The following is an 18317-nucleotide window of genomic DNA, read 5'->3' on the forward strand; positions in this document are numbered from 1 at the left end:
GAGGATTTCATGAGCCTGGCCGTCGCCATCCAGATGGACCCCATCGAGAGCATCGATATCAATGCCGACAGCACCTTCGCCCTGGCATTGGAAGCGCAGAAGCGGGGCCACGGCCTGTTCCACTACCTGCCGCAGTCCTTAAGCTTCCGCAACGGCCGGGTGATGGCCCGTGCCCGCGCCCTGTCGGTGCGGCGCGAGAAGGGCAATCACGCCACGCTGGGCGCGCCCGAGATGCTGGACTTGGCGACCATGGACGTGGTGCTGATGCGCCAGGACCCGCCCTTCGACATGGCCTATATCACCGCCACCCATCTGCTGGAGCATGTCCATCCGCAGACCCTGGTGGTCAACGATCCGGTGCAGGTGCGCAATGCTCCCGAAAAGCTGCTGGTCACCCATTTCCCGACGCTGATGCCGCCGACCCTGATCACCAGCGATCGCCAGGAAATCCTCGACTTCCGGGCCGAGCACAAGGATATCATCGTCAAGCCGCTGTTCGGTAATGGCGGGGCAGGGGTGTTCCACATCAAGCCCGAGGACGATAACCTCAATTCCCTGCTGGAATTGTTCACCCAGCTCTACCGCGAGCCGATCATCGTCCAGCGCTATCTGCCCGAGGTACGCCAGGGCGACAAGCGCATCATCCTGGTGGACGGCAAGGTGGCCGGGGCGGTCAACCGCGTCCCCGCCCAGGGCGAATCCCGCTCGAACATGCATGTCGGCGGCAGGCCCGAAAAGACGGCGCTGACCCCGCGTGAAGAGGAAATCTGCGAAGCTATCGGGCCGACCCTCTCGGAACGCGGCCTGCTGTTCGTCGGTATCGACGTGATCGGCGACTACCTGACCGAAATCAACGTTACCTCGCCCACCGGCATCCAGGAAATCGACCGCTTCAACGGCAGCAACATCGCCGGTCTGGTCTGGGATGCCATCGAGGAGAAAGTCACCGCCCGCCATGCCGCCTCGGCCTGAGCGGCGGCCCATGCTTCGAGACGGCCCTTCGGGCCTTCTCGGCATGAGGTTAGGTCATTGAAAAATGAGAAAGTAGCCTCGTCCTGAGGAGCCGCATAGCGGCGTCTCGAAGGACGGGGCGGGCCGGAAGCCTCGCCCACACCCATCCGTCACCGCTGCGATGGATGGGTGTGGCGAGGGCATGACGATGAAGAAAGGGATGCAGGACAGGACCCTGCATCCCTTTTTCCTTACAGGATGAACTTCGACAGGTCGGCGTTCTTCGCCAGCGTGCCGACGCGGTCGCGGACCATGGCGGCATCGATGGTGATGGTGGTGCCGGACTGGTCGGTGGCGGTGAAGCTGATCTCTTCCAGCAGCCGTTCCATCACCGTGTGCAGGCGCCGGGCGCCGATATTCTCCACCCCGCGATTGATCTCGGCGGCCAGGTCGGCCAGGGCCTCGATGGCGTCGTCGGTGAAGTCCAGCGTCACTTCCTCGGTCGCCAGCAGGGCCTTGTACTGCTTGATCAGGCTGGCTTCCGGTTCGGTGAGGATGCGGATGAAGTCCTCGCGAGACAGGGCCTTCAATTCCACGCGGATGGGCAGGCGGCCCTGCAATTCCGGCAGCAGGTCCGACGGCTTGGCGACATGGAAGGCGCCCGAGGCGATGAACAGGATGTGGTCGGTCTTCACCGGGCCGTGCTTGGTGGCGACCGTGGTGCCTTCGATCAGCGGCAGCAGGTCGCGCTGCACGCCTTCGCGCGACACGTCGCCGCCGCCGCCGCGTTCGGCACGGGCGCAGATCTTGTCGATCTCGTCCAGGAAGACGATGCCGCTGTTCTCGACCGAATGGATGGCTTCCTTGACCACCTTTTCCTGGTCGAGCAGGGCTTCGCTTTCCTCCTGCACCAGGATGGGATGGGATTCGGCCACGGTCATGCGGCGGGCCTTGGTGCGGCCGCCGAAGGCCTTGCCGAAGATGTCGCCCAGATTGACCATGCCCATCTGCGTGCCCGGCATGCCGGGAATGTCGAATGTGGGCAGCCCCATGCCGCTGTTGTCGGCGACCTGGACCTCGATCTCCTTGTCATCGAGCTGGCCTTCACGCAGCATCTTGCGGAATTTCTGGCGCGTCTCGGCGCTGGCGGTCTCGCCCACCAGGGCGTTCAGCACGCGCTCTTCGGCGGCCAGTTCGGCCTTGGCGACCACCTGCTTGCGCAGCTTCTCGCGGGTCATGCCGATGGCCGCTTCCAGCAGGTCGCGGACGATCTGCTCGACGTCGCGGCCGACATAGCCGACCTCGGTGAACTTGGTCGCTTCGACCTTGATGAAGGGCGCCTGGGCCAGGCGGGCGAGGCGGCGGGCGATCTCGGTCTTGCCGACGCCGGTCGGGCCGATCATCAGGATGTTCTTGGGCAGGACCTCTTCGCGCAGGGCCTCGGGCAATTGCTGGCGGCGCCAGCGGTTGCGCAGGGCGATGGCGACGGCGCGCTTGGCGTCGTTCTGGCCGACGATGTAGCGGTCGAGTTCCGAGACGATCTCGCGCGGGCTGAAGGCGGTCATAGGCTTTCCACGACGACGTTGTGATTGGTGTAGACGCAGATTTCTGCGGCGATCTTCATGGCGCGGCGGGCCACGGTCTCGGCGTCCAGGTCCTCGACCGTCATCAGGGCGCGGGCGGCGGCCAAGGCGTAATTGCCGCCCGAACCGATGCCGATGACGCCGTCTTCGGGCTCCAGCACGTCGCCGGTGCCGGTCAGGACCAGCGAGACGGAAGCATCGGCCACCGCCATCATGGCTTCCAGGCGGCGCAGGTAGCGGTCGGTGCGCCAGTCCTTGGCGAGTTCGACGCAGGCGCGGGTGAGCTGGCCGGGATATTGCTCCAGCTTGGCTTCCAGGCGCTCGAACAGGGTGAAGGCGTCGGCGGTGGCGCCGGCGAAGCCGCCGATCACGCTGCCGTCACCGAGGCGGCGCACCTTGCGCGCGTTCGACTTGATGACCGTTTGGCCCAGGCTGACCTGACCGTCACCGGCGATCACCACCTTGCCGCCCTTGCGGACGCAAAGGATGGTGGTGCCATGCCAAAGCTGGCTGCTGTCCTGTGACATGATTCCCCGCGAAACTGACGTAGGGGCCCGCCGGGCGACGTTTACGTGAAGGGTCTCCGGTTGGCCCAGGACCCCCGAAGATGTCGTGACTCGGCAGCAGCGGTCAAGTCTGCGGGGGATGGCTTGAACCCAAGATATAGCGCGTGAAACCGGGCAGTCCAGGAAGCGGCTTCTTTTCCCCGTTCAGTCCAGGCGGAGGTTCAGTTTTTCCAGGGCGTCATGGATGGGGATGAACAGGTTCAGGCCCATGGTGTCGCCGCTTTCGCCCAGATAGCCCGCCACCGCCATGCCGACCAGATTGCCCTGGCCGTCCAGCAGCGGACCGCCGCTATTGCCGCCATGGATGGTGACGTCGCTCTGGATCAGGTCCAGCCCGGTGCGGGGCTGGCGGCGGATGCTGCTGACGACGCCCTTGGTCAGGGTATGGGACAGGGCTGGGGAGGTCGGGGCCCCGATCGCCAGCACATCCTCGCCCAGCTGGGCCATGCGGTCGCGGACCGGCAGGGCCGGGTAGTGGCTTTCCTCGACCAGCAGCAGGGCGACGTCGCGCATTTCGTTGACGCGCAGCACTTCGGCCACCACCTCACGGCCAGACAGCAGGCGAACCTTCACCAGCCGGGCGCCGCCGGTGACATGGGCGTTGGTCAGCAGATAGCCCTTGGGCGAGATGAAGAAGCCCGAGCCATGGCCGTCGGGCGTGATGACCGTCACGGTGGCGGCGCGGACCTGGTCCATATGGGCGGCGATGGGCGCGGTATAGGCGGGCACGCGATCCAGCCGCATGGCCGGGCCGTCATAGGCACGCACCGCCACGGGAAGCAGATCGGCGCCGCCGTCACGGTGCAGGCCGGGGGCGGGCTGGCCGCTGGTGACCAGGCGGCGGAAGCCCGCATCGGCGGCCAGATTGGCGGCGGCCGCGGCGAAGGCGCCGCCCAGGATCACCGCTTCGCCGTCGACCGAACCGGAAGAGGTCGAGAAACTGCCCTCGGTCGTGGTCTCGTAGATGATTTCGCGGTTGAGATTGTCGTAGACCTGCCAGGTCACGCGCAGGAAACCGTCGCCGCTGATGGTGCCGGTGCGCGTGCCCCAGAACCAGTCCACGTCGCGGCAGAGATTGAACTGGATCTCGGAGACGCGCCCGCCGACGCTGTAGACGGCGCGCCCGGCATCGCGGCGCTGCTCGAAGATCTGCCTGGGGTCGCCGACCACGTCGTAGCCGGCCCCGGTCAGGGCTTCGTGGAAGAGATCGGCCAGTTCGACCGAGGAATCGGTCAGCCGCCCGCTGCCCCAGCTTACCTGCCCTATGGAGGCGTCGCAGGACAGGGGGACGAATTTGAAGCCGCCCAGCGTGGTGCCGCGCTTGATGTCGAAGACCGTGCGCAGATAGCGGATGGGCTGGGGCTGCGCCTCGGGCGACAGGGTGACGACCGGCCGCTGTTCGGCCTGATGGACGGGGGTGCCCTGGCAGGCGGCAATGACCAGCACCGCCGCTGTCGGCAGGATCAGGCGCAAGGCCCGGAACGGCTGTGGCATCTTTCCCCCTTTTTGCAGCTGCGCACTACATTAGCGCGAGAATTCTATCGTTATTCGCGCATAGGGCAAGCCGGGGAAACGGGGGCTGGTGATAAAAGGCTTTTCCTGTTAGTACGGGGCGCAGCACAGGAGTACCGTCATGCGCCAGGCAACGATCGAGCGCAATACCAACGAAACCCGTATCAAGGTCACGGTGAACCTCGACGGCACCGGGATCTATGACGTGAAGACCGGCATCGGCTTCTTCGATCACATGCTCGAACAGCTGTCGCGGCACAGCCTGATCGACATCACCTTGCGCGCTGAGGGCGACCTGCATATCGACTGCCATCACACGGTCGAGGATTGCGGCATCGCCATGGGCATGGCGGTGGCGAAGGCGCTGGGCGACCGCAAGGGCATCACCCGCTACGGCTCGGCCATGATCCCGATGGACGAGACGCTGACGCGCGTGGCGCTGGACCTGTCGAACCGGGCCTATCTGATCTGGAAGGTCAAGTTCACCCAGCCGCGCCTCGGTCAGATGGACACCGAACTGTTCAAGGAATGGTTCCAGGCCTTCGCCCAGGCCGCCGGCATCACGCTGCATGTCGAATGCCTGTATGGCGAGAACAACCATCACATGGTCGAAGCCAGCTACAAGGCCCTGGCCCGCGCGCTGCGCGAAGCCATCGAGATCGACCCGCGCAAGGCCGATGCCGTGCCCTCGACCAAGGGCGTGCTCGGCGGCTCGCTCTGAAGGCGATAGGGGCATGAACGTCGCGATCATCGATTACGGTTCGGGCAATCTGCGTTCGGCGGCCAAGGCCTTCGAGCGGGCGGTGGCCGAAGCCGGGCTGGACATCGCCGTCGCCGTCACCTCGGACCCCGAGGCGGTGCGCCGCGCCGACCGGGTGGTGTTGCCCGGCGTCGGCGCCTTCGGCGATTGCATCAAGGGGCTGAATGCCCTTTCCGGCATGCGCGAGGCCATGGAAGAGGCCGTGCATGGCGCGGGCCGCCCGTTCCTCGGCATCTGCGTCGGCATGCAGCTCATGGCCAGCAAGGGCCGCGAGCATGGCGAGCATCGGGGCCTGGGCTGGATCGACGGCGAGGTGGTGCCCATCACGCCCGCCGACCCGGCGTTGAAGGTGCCGCATATGGGCTGGAACGAACTGGACTTCACGCCCGGCCGCCATCCGCTGCTGGACGGGCTGGAGCCCGGCGCCCATGCCTATTTCGTCCATTCCTATCATTTCGTCTGTGCCGATCCGGCCCAGAGCCTTGCCTCCGTCTCCTATGGCGAGGCGCTGACGGCGGTGATCGGGCGCGGCAACATGGTCGGCACCCAGTTCCATCCCGAAAAGAGCCAAGCCACCGGTCTGGCCGTCCTTACGAATTTCCTGCGCTGGAAACCCTAAGATGATTCTCTTTCCCGCCATCGACCTGAAAGACGGCGCCTGCGTGCGTTTGCTGCGCGGCGAGATGGACCAAGCCACGGTGTTCAGCACCGCCCCCGCCGAGCAGGCTCGCGAATTCGCCGATGCCGGTTGCGAATGGCTGCATGTGGTGGACCTCAACGGCGCCTTCGCCGGCAAGCCGGTGAACCAGGATGCGGTGGCCGCCATCCTCAAGGCAGTCAAGGTGCCGGTGCAATTGGGCGGCGGCATCCGCGACATGCGCACCATCGAGGCCTGGCTGGAAGCGGGCGTGCGCCGCGTCATCCTGGGCACCGTCGCCCTGCGCGACCCGACCCTGGTCAAGGAAGCCTGCAAGCGCTTCCCCTCGCGCGTGGCCGTGGGCATCGACGCCCGCGACGGCATGGTGGCGGTCGAGGGCTGGGCCGAGACCTCGCAGGTCAGTGCCCTGGACCTCGCCCTGAAATTCGAGGATGTGGGCGTCGCCGCCATCATCTTCACCGACATTTCCCGCGACGGCGCCATGCAGGGCCCCAATGTGGAGGCCACCGCCGAGCTGGCCCGCCGCCTGACCACGCCGGTTATCGCCTCGGGCGGCGTGTCCTCGATCGAGGACTTGAAGGCGCTGAAGGCCCTGTCCGGTTCGGGCATCGCCGGCGTCATCTCGGGCCGGGCGCTCTATGACGGCCGGATCGACCTGCGCGAGGCGCTGGCGCTGCTCAAGGGCTGATACCGATGCTGAAGACGCGCGTCATTCCCTGCCTGGACGTCAAGGACGGCCGTGTGGTCAAGGGCGTCAATTTCGTCGATCTGGTCGATGCCGGGGATCCGGTGGAACAGGCCCGCGTCTATGACAGGGCCGGGGCCGACGAACTGACCTTCCTCGACATCACCGCCAGTTCCGACAACCGCGACACTTTGTATGACGTGGTGGCGCGCACGGCGGAACAATGCTTCATGCCGCTGACCGTGGGCGGCGGCGTGCGGCAGGTCGAAGACATCCGCAAGCTGTTGCTGGCCGGTGCCGACAAGGTCTCGATCAACACCGCCGCGGTGCATCGCCCTGAATTCGTGCGCGAGGCGGCCGAGAAATTCGGCAGCCAGTGCATCGTGGTCGCCATCGATGCCAAGTCGGTGGGGCCGGGCAAGTTCGAGATCTTCACCCATGGCGGGCGCAAGCCCACCGGCCTGGACGCCGTGGACTGGGCCAAGCGCATGACCGAATATGGCGCGGGCGAGATCCTGCTGACTTCGATGGACCGCGACGGCACGCGCGAGGGCTTCAACCTGCCGCTGACCCGCGCCGTCGCCGATGCGGTGTCCGTACCGGTTATCGCCTCGGGCGGGGTGGGCAATCTCGACCATCTGGTCGATGGTGTGCGCGAGGGCCATGCCTCTGCCGTTCTGGCTGCCTCCATCTTCCACTTTGGTCTCTATTCCATCAGCGAGGCGAAGGCACATATGAAGGCGGCGGGCATTCCCGTCCGTCTGGACCGCTAAGAAAAAGAAAGAAGGTATGAGCGCCACCATCGACGAGCTTTATGCCGTCATCGCCAGCCGCAAGGGCGGCGACCCCGAAAAATCCCATACCGCCAAGATGTTCGCGCGCGGGCGCGGCAAGATCGCGCAGAAGGTGGGGGAAGAAGCGGTCGAAACCGTGATCGCCGCGCTGGCCGAGACCCCCGACCATGTGGTCGCGGAAAGCGCCGACCTGCTTTATCATCTGATGATCCTCTGGGCCGATATCGGTATCAAGCCGGAACAGGTCTGGGCCGAGCTGGAACGCCGCAAGGGCGTCTCGGGGATCGAAGAGAAGAAGTCGCGGAAGAAATAAGCGCGCTTGCCCATGCTTCGAGACGGCCCTTCGGGCCTCTTCAGCATAAGGCCGGAGCAGTTTGAAAAAATAGCCTCGCGCCTTCAGGAGCCGCCCCGGCGGCGTCTAAGGATGAGGCGGGCCGGAAATCTTTTTTCAAACAAGAAACGGGGGAAGATCATGTCCTATGATGACAACAACATCTTCGCGAAGATCCTGCGCGGCGAGATCCCGTGCAAGAAGGTCCACGAGGACGATTTCACCCTGGCTTTCCACGACATCAATCCCCAGGCGCCGGTCCATGTGCTGGTGATCCCCAAGGGCAAATACGTTTCCATGGCCGATTTCAGCGCCAAGGCTTCCGAGGCCGAGATCGCCGGCTTCATCCGCGCCGTCGGCAAGGTCGCCCGCGACCTGGGCCTGGAAGAAGAGGGCTATCGGGTGCTGGCCAATATCGGCGCCAATGGCGGCCAGGAAGTGCCCCATCTGCATGTCCATATCTGCGGCGGCCGCAAGCTGGGCCGGATGATCCATCTGGCTTAAGGCGCGTTCCGCTTCACCTTCCGACTCATTGATCCCTCGGCGCGCGGGCGCTACCTCCTGGGACGGAGGTGTCAATGCAACCGATCCGCCGTCCCGAATTGCTGCCGCACGAGGATTATGCCGCGCGCCGTTCCGAGATGCGGCGCCGCTTCGAGGAATTGGTAAGTCACCGCCGGGTGAGTATCGGCCCCTATGCCATCCTCGATTTCGAGAACCACGCGACCTTGCGTGCCCGCGCCCAAGAGGCGGCCTGGGCGCGCAAGGCCGAGGGCGCAGATCTCGAGCGCCTGGTCGAGGCCTATAACCGCCTGATGCCCCGGGGGCAGGAATTGGTGGCGCGGCTGTGGTTCGATATCGACGACCACGACCGGCGGCGCCGCGAGATCGAGGCCCAGACCGGCATCGAGGCCACCGGCAGCATCTCCTTCACCGATTTCGTCATTCACGGGGTCGCCGATCCCGAGGCTGTGCAGGCCCTGCGGGAATGGGAGGACGAGAGCAGCCTGCTGCATGTGCTGCGCTTCCCCTTCCGCCGCAGCCATATCGAGGCCTTCGGCCATCCCGATGCCGTCGTGGTGGTCGGGCTGGGGCAGGATACCTATGGCCATCTGACCATCCTGCCGGTCCACCAGCGCAATGCCCTGGACGGAGATTTCGACCCACCGTCCTGACGACGGTAAAGGATCAGTCCACCGCTTCGCGGGAATAGACGCCCCAGAATTCGTCGCGGCGCATCCAGCCGACATGGCCGCCCACCTCGACCTGGCACATCTCGCTGTCGCGGGGGCAGCGTTGCAGGCGGCCGATGACGTCGGGCTCGACCAGGGCGATGGCATTGGCGCTGGCGTCGGCGGTGCGGCGCAAGGGGCGGGTGGTGCCGGTGACGACCATCATGCGCCGGCCGGACAGCATGCTCTGATGCACCCAGCCTTCCGTGCCCTGCCAGTCGCGGATCCGGCGCCAGGCTTCGAATTCCGCGATCACCTCGACCGGCAGGTCGCGGCGGGTATAGGTCCAGTCCACCGGATAGCGGGTTCCCGGCCCGGTGCGCAGGTTGACTTCGTCCGACCGCAGGGACAGGAAGCGCGGCAGGGGCAGGCCGGTGGTTCCCTGCGCCGCGACGGGTGCGGACAGCGTGAACAGGACGAGCAGGAGACAAAAGGAAGTTGCGGCGCGCATCATGGATTTTGGCTGACGACTCTCTGCTGACGGGAGGGCATTATAGGAGCCGGGCGCAGCGTCGGGTCAAGCCACGAGAGCACACAACATCACTGGACAACCCAGCGGGACCTTGTTAAGCCCATTGGGAATGTGATCCGGGAAGGGAGAGCTGGAATGGGCCAAAAGAAGCCACAGGTCGTCGTCACGAGAAAGTTGCCGGACGCCATCGAAACCCGGATGATGGAGCTGTTCAACACACGCCTGAACGTTGATGACACGCCCATGACCAAGGCCGATCTGGTCGAGGCGGTCAAGCAGGCCGATGTCCTGGTTTCCACCGTCACGGACCGCATCGATGCCGCCGTCCTGTCCCAGGCCGGGCCCAATCTGCGCCTGATCGCCAATTTCGGTGCCGGGGTGGACCATATCGACCTCGCCACCGCCCGCCAGCGGGGCATCACCGTCACCAACACGCCCGACGTGCTGACCGAGGACACCGCCGACATGGCCATGGCCATGATCCTGGCCGTGCCGCGCCGTCTGGTCGAGGGCGAGCATGTCATCCGCCAGGGCAAATGGGCCGGCTGGTCGCCGACCTGGATGCTGGGTCACCGCATCTGGGGCAAGCGCCTCGGCATCATCGGCATGGGCCGCATCGGCCAGGCCGTGGCACGCCGCGCCAAGGGCTTCGGATTGTCGGTCCATTACCACAACCGCAAGCGCGTCCATCCCGAGATCGAGAACGAACTGGAAGCGACCTATTGGGAAAGCCTGGACCAGATGCTGGCCCGCATGGACGTGATCTCGGTCCATTGCCCGCATACCCCGGCGACCTTCCACCTGCTGTCCGCCCGCCGCCTGAAGCTGTTGCAGCCCCATGCCTATGTGGTCAACACCGCGCGCGGCGAGGTCATCGACGAATCCGCCCTGACCCGCATGCTGGTCAAGCGCGAGATCGCCGGTGCCGCGCTGGATGTGTTCGAGAACGAACCGGCGGTGAATCCCAAGCTGGTGGAACTCGACAACGTGCTGCTGCTGCCGCATATGGGCTCGGCCACCATCGAGGCCAGGGTCGATATGGGCGAGAAGGTGATCATCAACATCAAGACCTTTGTGGACGGCCACAACCCGCCCGACCGCGTGCTCGCCAGCATGCTGTGAGGCTGGGGCCGATGGTGGTGATGCAGGGCTTCGCCCTGCATGCGCCTGAAGGCTGCCTTCCGGATTTCTTTGTATCCATTCATTCTTTCTGCGAGAGCGGAAGCGATGAAGCAAGGAAGGGAGGCCAAGGGCGAAGCCCAAGGAAGAATGCGGCCTGTGTATGACCAGAGTCTTTTCCCTTCCCTATGGCGACCCGCTCGCCGCCTTCGCCCCCTTCGCGGAGGAAGACTTCGCGCTGCTGCTAGACAGCGCCGCCAATGACGGCGGGCGCGGGCGCTATTCCTATCTCTGCCTGCGTCCCCGCCATGTGCTGACGCTGAAGGATCATGCCGATCCGCTGGGGATGCTGGCGCAGGTGCTGGACGGGATGGGAAAGGTCCCGGCGCAGCCCGACCTGCCGCCTTTCCAGGGCGGTGTGGCGGGTTTCCTGTCCTATGATCTGGGCCGCAGCCTGGAACGCCTGCCCGCCCTCCAGCCCGACGATCTCGGCTTTCCCGACCTCTGCCTCGGCGTCTTTCCCGCCGTGGCCGCTTGGGATCATGAACGCCGTCAGGCCTGGGTGCTGGGCGAGAAGGAGGCGGCAAAGGAATTGTGCGAACTGCTGGAGCCGCAGGCCCCGCCCCTGGACGCGCCCGATTGGGGGCCGCGTCTGCCGTGGCGGGCCGAGCTGGACCGGGAAAGCTATCTGAACCAGATCGGCCGGGTGGTGAGCTACATCTTCGCCGGCGATATCTTCCAGGCCAATCTGTCGCAGCGTTTCCTGGCGACATTGCCGCCGGAACTGACGCCTTTCGGGCTTTATCGCCGCCTGCGGGCGCTTTCGCCGGCGCCTTTCGCCGCCTATCTGCGCTACAAGGACATCAGTCTCGTCTCGGCCTCGCCCGAGCGTTTCCTGCGCTGCTTCTCCGACGGCCTGGTCGAGACCCGGCCGATCAAGGGAACCCGCCCGCGCAGTCCCGATCCCGCCGAGGATGCCCGCCAGGCCGAAGCGCTGAGCCGGAGCGGCAAGGATCTGGCGGAGAATCTGATGATCGTCGATCTGCTGCGGAACGACCTGGCGCGGGTCTGTCGGCCAGGCAGCGTCGTCGTGCCCGAACTCTTTACCCTGGAAAGCTTCGCCAGCGTCCACCATCTGGTGTCCGCAGTGGAAGGGCGCTTGCGCCCCGGGTTGGGCGCGGTGGACCTGCTGCGCGCCACCTTCCCCGGCGGCTCGATCACCGGCGCGCCGAAAATCCGCGCCATGGAGATCATCGAGGAATTGGAAACCGCCCGTCGCGGCCCCTATTGCGGGTCGATGATCTGGATCGGACGGGATGGCGCCATGGACTCATCCATCCTGATCCGTACCATGGCTATCCATGGGGACAGGATCGCGGTCCAGGCGGGCGGCGGGATCGTCGCCGAATCCGACCCCCATGCGGAATGGGAAGAGACGATGGTCAAGGCCCGTGCCATGCTGGCGAGCCTGGAGGGAAGGGGGCAGGAATGAAGCTGTTTCTCAATGGTGCCATTTTACCTTTGGACGAGGCTTTCATCAGCCCTACCGACCGGGGATTCGCCCTGGGCGACGGGTTGTTCGAGACGATCCGCGCGGCGGAAGCCAGGCCGCTGCGCATCCGCAGCCATCTGACCCGTCTGCGCGAAGGCGCCAAATGCCTCGGCATTTCCCTGACGCTGACCGATGGCGAATTGATCAACGCCCTGGGCACCACGCTGGAGGTCAACGGCCTGACCGAGGGCGTGCTGCGGCTGACCTTGAGCCGGGGACCGGCGGCCCGGGGTCTGCTGCCGCCCGCCCATCCCCATCCGACCCTGCTGATCACCGCCGGTCCCCTGCCGCCGCCGGCCGCCCCGGCGCGCGCCGCCATCGCCCAGGACGTGCGGCGCAACGAGCATTCGCCGCTGTCGCGCTTCAAGACGCTCAGCTATCTCGACAATGTTCTGGCCCGCATGGAGGCCGAGCGACGCGGCGCCGACGAAGCCCTGCTGCTCAACACCGCGGGTCGATTGGCCGAGTCCACCATCGCCAATCTCTTCCTGGTGATCGATGGCGATGTCGTCACCCCGCCGGTCTCGGAAGGGGCGCTGCCGGGCGTGATGCGCGCCGATGTGATGGACCGGCTGGGCGCGGCGACGGCACGACTGACCCTGCACGACCTTGCCGCCGCGTCCGAGGCCTTCCTGACCAACAGCCTGGGGATTCGCCCCCTGATCGAGGTGGATGGCCGGCCGGTCGGAACGGGGCAGATGGGGCCGGTGACCCGGCGCCTGATGGAGGACCTGGGCTGACGCTCTCTGCGGCAGCGCCTCGCAAATGGTGAAAAATTTATTAAAGAGAGCAAAGTAAATCATCTTGATTTAAATTTGCGTACTAAGGTGTTAGGCTCAGGGTAAGATCCCGTATCAGACCGAACGCCGTGGATATCGAACACTATATCGAAGAAACGAATCGTGCCGAAACGGCGGAAGAAGTCTTCCGGCTGTTCCAGACCCATGTCGCCGCCCTGGGATTCGACAAGAGTATTTTCGGAGGGGCGACCAATGACGAATTGTTCAAGGATCGCTTCGAGATCAGTCTTCCTGCGCCGATCCTGGTCAACAATTATCCGGAAGACTGGACCAAGCATTATTTGCAGAACGACTATGCCCGCTTCGACCCGGTGATCGCCATGATGCCCCGGCAATGGGGGCCGCTGGTCTGGCGGGACATCGCCAAGAAGGACCACATCACCCGCAAGCAGAAACGCCTGCTTCGGGAAAGCGAGGATGCCGGATTGCGCAACGGCGTCAGCCTGCCCATGCGCGGCCCGGACGGCGAGACCTTCGTCATCAGCCTTGCCAGCGAGCATGCCGGCGATCTCGACCTTGCGCAGAATCTGCCCCAATTGCGCGTGATCGCCGCCCAGTTCTTCTTTTCCTTCATGGATCTCTGGGCGGCCCGGCGGCCCGAGCCGCAGTCGGTGAGCCTGACGCGGCGCGAGCAGGAATGCCTGCAATGGTCGGCACGCGGCAAAAGCGCCTGGGATATCAGCGTCATCCTCAATATCTCCGAGGCGACGGTGCGCTTCCACCTGTCCAACGCCTTCAGCAAGCTCGGCGCGGGCAACCGCGTCAGCGCCATCGTACGCGCCTTACGCTGGGGCCTGATCCAGCTTTAGCAGATTGCGGAAAAGCCGGTTCTGTCTGCACCGAACCGTCACCCCCGCGAAAGCGGGGGGCCATGTGAGGCCTGTGGAAATGCGTTGGGGCGGCATGGATTCCCGCTTGCCCGGGAATGACGATGAAAACAGGAGTTTTTCCGCCGAGGGGGCAAACCCGGCAATGACGGAAAGGCGAGGAGCCCTCGACGCCATGCCCCCACCGCCTTGGTGTCTTTGTGTCTTTGTGTCTTTGTGTCTTGGTGGCCCCGTGCGGGATGAAGAAACCACCAAGACACCAAGATATCAAGACACTGGTTTCGAGGGGCTCGCCCGCCCATGGGCTCCCGCTTTCGCGGGAGCGACGGAACAAGGAATGCGGGCCAGGAGCCGGGGGCTCCTGGCGGGTAAAGGGCGGGCTTACATCCGGACGCGCACGCGATAGGTCAGTACGGTTTCGCCGCCGGCGGGAACCTGCAGCTGCCATTCGGGCGTGGTGGCGTCGAAGCGGGTATGTTCGGCGCTTTCCTGAAGGATTTCCCAATCGCCGCCCACATGCTCGCGCAGGATCACGGTGACCGGCTGGCCCTTGCCGTTGATCACGCGGACTTCGTGGCTGCTTTCCCAGACATTGTCGGAAACGCGCTGGAATTCCGTCTGGCGGCGGCGCACCGGCACGTCCATGTCACGGCCCAGCGTCAGGCGGATTTCCTGGCCGGTGGCGGTATGGTTCAGGCGGTCCTCGCCGAGGAACTGCATGGCGCCCGAGGCATCGCGCTGATAGGCGCGGACCACGCCGCCCGGCAGGGGCATGCCGAGACCGGATTCCTCGTCATTCTTCACCGAAAGCACGATTTCCGCCGCTTCCTCGGGCAGTTCGCCGACGCGGGAGCGGAAGAGATAGGGCTGGGCCTGGGCGATCAGCTGACGCTCGAAGGCCACGGTGGGGGCGCCCAGCAGCTCGATCTGCTTGGTCTGGCGCGGGGCGATGTCCACCGGCCGGTCGATGTCGTAGAGGTGATAGCCGCCGATGGCCTGCTCCGCCACGTCCTGGGCCATGGCGGGCGCGGCCATTTCGAGAGACTTCATCATCATCGTGCGCATTTGTGGCTGCGGGGGCTGGGACACGCGGCGCGGCTCGCCCGCCACCACCTTCAGCCGGGCCTCGGGAAAGGCGGTGTCGGAGTCGTTGGTCACCGTCACCCATCCGCGCAGATCCAGCCGGTCGCCGCCTTCGGCGGGCAGTTCGGCCACGTAATCGGCACGCCAGGACAGGCCGCCGGCCAGATAGGACAGCTCGACCTCGCGTTCGCCGCTACCCTCCGCGTCGAGCCGCGCCGACAGGGTCGGTTCGGCGCGCAGGCCCGGGGGCAGGGCGGGGAACTGGATGCGGCCGGGCGGATCGACCTCGACGCGGCCGTCGACCTCGACCACCACGCTGCCGTTGCGGGCCGAGATCAGCCGCGCTTCCTGGCGCTGTTCCTCGCCCGTCGCCGGGTTGGTGGTCACCAGGATCACATTGCCGCCCTCGGCGCTGCGCAGCAGGGTGTCACGGCCAAGGGTGTGGAAATCATAGACCTGCTCAACCACGCGGAAGGCGGGGCCTTCGCCCGCCGGGCGCAGCAGGGCCGTTTCCGGCTGGAGGGCGCCACTGACTCCCTGGAAGGCCAGAAGCCCGACGCCGCGTTGCAGGGAGATGCGGCGGCGGTCCTTCACCAAGGTGGTGCCGTCGCCATAGACCGTCAGCTCCACGCCTGTGCGGTCCTGGGCCGGAACGGAAGTCTCGGGCACTTGCGCTTCGGCAGAGCCGGGATGGACGGCTGCCAGGCCAAGACCGCAAAGAAGGGCGGCAGTATAGGGTTTCATATAATTTCTCTCCCCAAGGAAGGCTTCGTGGAATGAAGGCTGTGCTATAAAGCCGGCAGGATGATGGCAGGCGAAAGGATTGGCAATGGAAGCGGCGGTCTTCGGAATCCTGATTGCCTTGCTGGCGGTGGCGGGTGCGGTGGTCTGGCTGGTGCTGCGCGGCGACCGGGGACAGGCGCAACTGGCGGGAAGACTGGCGCAATTGGCCGAAACCCAGGCGGCGGCCCAGTCCATGCTGTCGGAGCGCCTGCAGGCCCAGGAGCGGATCCTGGCGCGGGCGGTGGAGGAACGGCTGGCCGAAACGGCCAAGCGGCTGAACGAGTCGCTAGAGCATTCCGCCCATCGCCAAGCCCAGACCATGCATGACTTGCGCGAGCGCCTGGCCGTGATCGACGCCGCCCAGCGCAACATCACCGAGCTTTCGGCCCAGGTGGTGGGATTGCAGGACATCCTGTCCAACAAGCAGGCGCGCGGCGCCTTCGGGGAAATCCAGCTCAACGACCTGGTGTCCTCGATCCTGCCGCCCTCGGCCTATGGCTTCCAAGTGGCTTTGGGCGAGGGGCGGCGGGTGGATTGCCTGCTGCGCCTGCCCAATCCCCCCGGCCCCATCGCCATCGACGCCAAATTCCCGCTGGAAAGCTGGCACGCTTTGCGCGCGGCCCGCGACGACGCTTCGCGGCTGGCCGCCGGACGGGCCTTTTCGGCGGCGATCCTCAAGCATGTGAAGGATATTTCCGAACGCTATATCGTGCCCGGCCAGACCGCCGAATCGGCGCTGATGTTCCTGCCTTCGGAAGCCGTCTACGCCGAGATGCACGCGAACTTCCCCGATGTGGTCGAGAAATCCTATCGGGCGCGGGTGTGGATCGTCTCGCCGACCACGCTGATGGCGACGCTGAACACCGTGCGCGCGGTGCTGAAGGATGCCCGCCTGCGTGAGGAAGCGGGCGTGATCCAGGCCGAGGTGCGGCTGCTGCTCGACGACGTGGCGCGGCTGGACGACCGGGTGGGGCGTCTGGCGCGGCACTTCGACCAGGCCCAGGAAGACATCCGCCAGATCCGCATCTCCGCCGAGAAGGTCACCCGCCGGGGTGACCGGATCGAGGAAATCCAGCTTTCCGGCAGCGGCACCACGACCGAGGAACTGACCCCGCCCCAGCCGGAGCGGATCAGCCGCCCCTAGGCCGGATGGGCGAAAGTTGCGGCGGGGTCTTCCCTCTTAAGTTATGATCGGGCGATTTTGTTCAGAGGACGTCCATGGCCGAGCTTTTCTCTATCTTCGTCATCGCCATCATCGTGCTGGGCGTGGTCCTGGTCGGGCTGGGTGTCAAGGTGGTGCCCCAGGGAATGGAATACACGGTCGAACGCTTCGGCCGCTATGTCCGCACGCTGCGTCCCGGCCTGCACATCATCACCCCGCTGATCGAGACGATCGGCGCCAAGCTGAACATGATGGAAGAGGTGCTGGACGTCCCCTCGCAGGAGATCATCACCCGCGACAACGCCATGGTGCGGGTGGACGGCGTGGTCTTCTACCAGATCCTGGATGCCGCCAAGGCCGCCTATGAAGTCCGGCAGCTGGAAATCGCCATCCTCAACCTGACCATGACCAATATCCGCACGGTCATGGGCAGCATGGACCTGGACGAGCTGCTGTCCCAGCGCGACAAGATCAACGCCCAGCTTCTGGGCGTGGTGGACGAGGCGACCAACAATTGGGGCGTCAAGATCACCCGTATCGAGATCAAGGACATCGCCCCGCCCCGCGACCTGGTGGAGGCCATGGCCCGCCAGATGAAGGCCGAACGCGACAAGCGCGCCGCCGTGCTGGAGGCCGAGGGTTTGCGTCAGGCGGAAATCCTGCGGGCCGAGGGCGAGAAGCAGGCCCAGATCCTGGCCGCGGAAGGCCGCCGCGAAGCCGCCTTCCGCGATGCCGAGGCGCGCGAGCGCGAGGCGGAGGCCGAAGCCAAGGCGACGGCAATGGTCTCGGAAGCGATCGCCAAGGGCGACGTGCAGGCGGTCAATTACTTCGTGGCGCTGAAATATGTGGATGCCCTGCGCGATGTGGCGGCGGCGCCCAACCAGAAGCTGGTGATGATGCCGCTCGAAGCCTCGAGCATCATCGGGGCCATCGGCGGTATCGCCGAACTGGCCAAGAAGACGGCGGGCGACAAGTAAGGCCATGTTCGACGGCTTCACCCTGGTCTTCTGGCATTGGTGGATCCTGGCCGTCCTCCTGATGGTGGCCGAGGTCTTCGCGCCGGGCGTCTTCTTCCTGTGGTTCGGCCTGGCTGCCGTCGCCACCGGCTTCGTGGCCCTGCTGCTGCCGGATATCGGCTGGCAGGCGGAAGGGCTGACCTTCGCCGTGCTGGCCGTGGCGGCGGCGTTGATCGGCAAGCGCGTCTATGCCCGCAACGACACCGAAACCGATCAGCCCGGCCTCAACCGCCGCGCCGCCCAATATCTCGGTCAGACCTACCGCCTGGACAGCCCCATCGAAGGCGGCCAGGGCCGGATGCGCCTGGGCGATGGAAGCTGGAAGATTTCCGGTCCCGACTTGCCCGCCGGAACCCTGGTCAAGGTCGTCGGCGCGGAAGGCACCGTGCTGAAGGTCGAGGCGGCGGAGTAGGTTTTTGCAGGGTGGCGCT

The 18317-nt window shown here is 65.6% G+C and carries 20 protein-coding genes; 15 read left to right on the forward strand and 5 right to left on the reverse strand.

The window, feature by feature from the left end:
* Nucleotides 1-9: 9 nt before the first annotated feature.
* A complete protein-coding gene (gene gshB / locus EPD66_RS13630; protein ID WP_142849062.1) occupies nucleotides 10-972 on the forward strand; it encodes a glutathione synthase in 963 nt (320 codons plus the stop codon).
* A 230-nt stretch (nucleotides 973-1202) separates the two neighbouring features.
* Here gshB and hslU read toward each other — a convergent pair whose 3' ends face one another.
* From hslU to EPD66_RS13645, 3 genes are all read right to left on the reverse strand, one after another.
* The gene (hslU, locus tag EPD66_RS13635; RefSeq protein ID WP_142849063.1) at nucleotides 1203-2516 is read right to left on the reverse strand and encodes an ATP-dependent protease ATPase subunit HslU; all 1314 of its coding nucleotides are present in this window, start codon (nucleotides 2514-2516) and stop codon (nucleotides 1203-1205) included.
* Entirely contained in the window at nucleotides 2513-3061 is a 549-nt protein-coding gene (hslV, locus tag EPD66_RS13640; protein WP_142849064.1) for an ATP-dependent protease subunit HslV, read from the reverse strand. The genes hslU and hslV overlap by 4 nt, the downstream gene beginning before the upstream one ends.
* A 183-nt stretch (nucleotides 3062-3244) precedes the next feature.
* Nucleotides 3245-4594, reverse strand: a complete 1350-nt coding sequence (locus tag EPD66_RS13645; RefSeq protein WP_142849065.1) for a S1C family serine protease — start codon at nucleotides 4592-4594, stop codon at nucleotides 3245-3247.
* A 139-nt stretch (nucleotides 4595-4733) separates the two neighbouring features.
* Here EPD66_RS13645 and hisB point away from each other — a divergent pair, with 139 nt between their 5' ends.
* The 7 genes from hisB to EPD66_RS13680 all read left to right on the forward strand — a co-directional run bounded on the left by hisB (nucleotide 4734) and on the right by EPD66_RS13680 (nucleotide 9015).
* The gene (hisB, locus tag EPD66_RS13650; RefSeq protein WP_142849066.1) at nucleotides 4734-5333 is read left to right on the forward strand and encodes an imidazoleglycerol-phosphate dehydratase HisB; all 600 of its coding nucleotides are present in this window, start codon (nucleotides 4734-4736) and stop codon (nucleotides 5331-5333) included.
* Nucleotides 5334-5346: 13 nt separating this feature from the next.
* Nucleotides 5347-5991, forward strand: a complete 645-nt coding sequence (hisH, locus tag EPD66_RS13655; protein WP_142849067.1) for an imidazole glycerol phosphate synthase subunit HisH — start codon at nucleotides 5347-5349, stop codon at nucleotides 5989-5991.
* Nucleotide 5992: 1 nt separating this feature from the next.
* Nucleotides 5993-6718, forward strand: a complete 726-nt coding sequence (gene hisA, locus EPD66_RS13660; RefSeq protein ID WP_142849068.1) for a 1-(5-phosphoribosyl)-5-[(5-phosphoribosylamino)methylideneamino]imidazole-4-carboxamide isomerase — start codon at nucleotides 5993-5995, stop codon at nucleotides 6716-6718.
* Nucleotides 6719-6723: 5 nt separating this feature from the next.
* Complete coding sequence (hisF, locus tag EPD66_RS13665) at nucleotides 6724-7488, forward strand: imidazole glycerol phosphate synthase subunit HisF (protein ID WP_142849069.1); 765 nt, start codon at nucleotides 6724-6726, stop codon at nucleotides 7486-7488.
* A gap of 16 nt (nucleotides 7489-7504) precedes the next feature.
* Nucleotides 7505-7822: a phosphoribosyl-ATP diphosphatase gene (locus tag EPD66_RS13670; RefSeq protein WP_142849070.1), complete on the forward strand. Its 318-nt coding sequence runs from the start codon at nucleotides 7505-7507 to the stop codon at nucleotides 7820-7822.
* Between the two features lie 159 nt (nucleotides 7823-7981).
* Nucleotides 7982-8344: a histidine triad nucleotide-binding protein gene (locus tag EPD66_RS13675; protein WP_142849071.1), complete on the forward strand. Its 363-nt coding sequence runs from the start codon at nucleotides 7982-7984 to the stop codon at nucleotides 8342-8344.
* A gap of 74 nt (nucleotides 8345-8418) precedes the next feature.
* Nucleotides 8419-9015, forward strand: coding sequence for a DUF3501 family protein (locus EPD66_RS13680; protein WP_142849072.1), 597 nt, complete (start codon nucleotides 8419-8421; stop codon nucleotides 9013-9015).
* 13 nt (nucleotides 9016-9028) lie between these two features.
* Here the strand turns inward: EPD66_RS13680 and EPD66_RS13685 are convergent, their stop codons facing one another.
* The gene (locus EPD66_RS13685; RefSeq protein ID WP_142849073.1) at nucleotides 9029-9526 is read right to left on the reverse strand and encodes an SH3 domain-containing protein; all 498 of its coding nucleotides are present in this window, start codon (nucleotides 9524-9526) and stop codon (nucleotides 9029-9031) included.
* A 153-nt stretch (nucleotides 9527-9679) separates the two neighbouring features.
* On the opposite strand from EPD66_RS13685, the gene EPD66_RS13690 reads away from it, so the two are divergent.
* The 4 genes from EPD66_RS13690 to EPD66_RS24640 all read left to right on the forward strand — a co-directional run bounded on the left by EPD66_RS13690 (nucleotide 9680) and on the right by EPD66_RS24640 (nucleotide 13824).
* Nucleotides 9680-10666, forward strand: coding sequence for a D-glycerate dehydrogenase (locus EPD66_RS13690; protein ID WP_142849074.1), 987 nt, complete (start codon nucleotides 9680-9682; stop codon nucleotides 10664-10666).
* A gap of 160 nt (nucleotides 10667-10826) precedes the next feature.
* Nucleotides 10827-12155, forward strand: coding sequence for an aminodeoxychorismate synthase component I (pabB, locus tag EPD66_RS13695; RefSeq protein WP_142849075.1), 1329 nt, complete (start codon nucleotides 10827-10829; stop codon nucleotides 12153-12155).
* Nucleotides 12152-12955 carry an aminotransferase class IV gene (locus EPD66_RS13700; protein ID WP_142849076.1) on the forward strand — a complete coding sequence of 268 codons (804 nt, stop codon included), beginning with the start codon at nucleotides 12152-12154 and terminating at the stop codon, nucleotides 12953-12955. Before pabB ends, EPD66_RS13700 begins: the two co-directional genes overlap by 4 nt.
* A 128-nt stretch (nucleotides 12956-13083) precedes the next feature.
* Complete coding sequence (locus tag EPD66_RS24640) at nucleotides 13084-13824, forward strand: LuxR family transcriptional regulator (RefSeq protein WP_142849077.1); 741 nt, start codon at nucleotides 13084-13086, stop codon at nucleotides 13822-13824.
* A gap of 399 nt (nucleotides 13825-14223) precedes the next feature.
* On the opposite strand, the gene EPD66_RS13710 is transcribed toward EPD66_RS24640, so the two are convergent.
* Nucleotides 14224-15669 (reverse strand): DUF4139 domain-containing protein, encoded by a 1446-nt coding sequence (locus EPD66_RS13710; protein WP_142849078.1) that lies wholly within the window; start codon nucleotides 15667-15669, stop codon nucleotides 14224-14226.
* An 85-nt stretch (nucleotides 15670-15754) separates the two neighbouring features.
* Here EPD66_RS13710 and EPD66_RS13715 point away from each other — a divergent pair, with 85 nt between their 5' ends.
* The 3 genes from EPD66_RS13715 to EPD66_RS13725 all read left to right on the forward strand — a co-directional run bounded on the left by EPD66_RS13715 (nucleotide 15755) and on the right by EPD66_RS13725 (nucleotide 18298).
* Nucleotides 15755-16852: a DNA recombination protein RmuC gene (locus tag EPD66_RS13715; protein WP_142849079.1), complete on the forward strand. Its 1098-nt coding sequence runs from the start codon at nucleotides 15755-15757 to the stop codon at nucleotides 16850-16852.
* Between the two features lie 74 nt (nucleotides 16853-16926).
* Entirely contained in the window at nucleotides 16927-17847 is a 921-nt protein-coding gene (locus tag EPD66_RS13720; protein ID WP_142849080.1) for an SPFH domain-containing protein, read from the forward strand.
* 4 nt (nucleotides 17848-17851) lie between these two features.
* On the forward strand, nucleotides 17852-18298 hold the full coding sequence (locus EPD66_RS13725; RefSeq protein ID WP_142849081.1) for an NfeD family protein: 447 nt from the start codon (nucleotides 17852-17854) through the stop codon (nucleotides 18296-18298).
* Nucleotides 18299-18317: the final 19 nt, after the last annotated feature.

The organism is Telmatospirillum sp. J64-1, assembly GCF_006980715.1.
Lineage (GTDB): Bacteria > Pseudomonadota > Alphaproteobacteria > Rhodospirillales > Magnetospirillaceae > Oleiliquidispirillum > Oleiliquidispirillum nitrogeniifigens.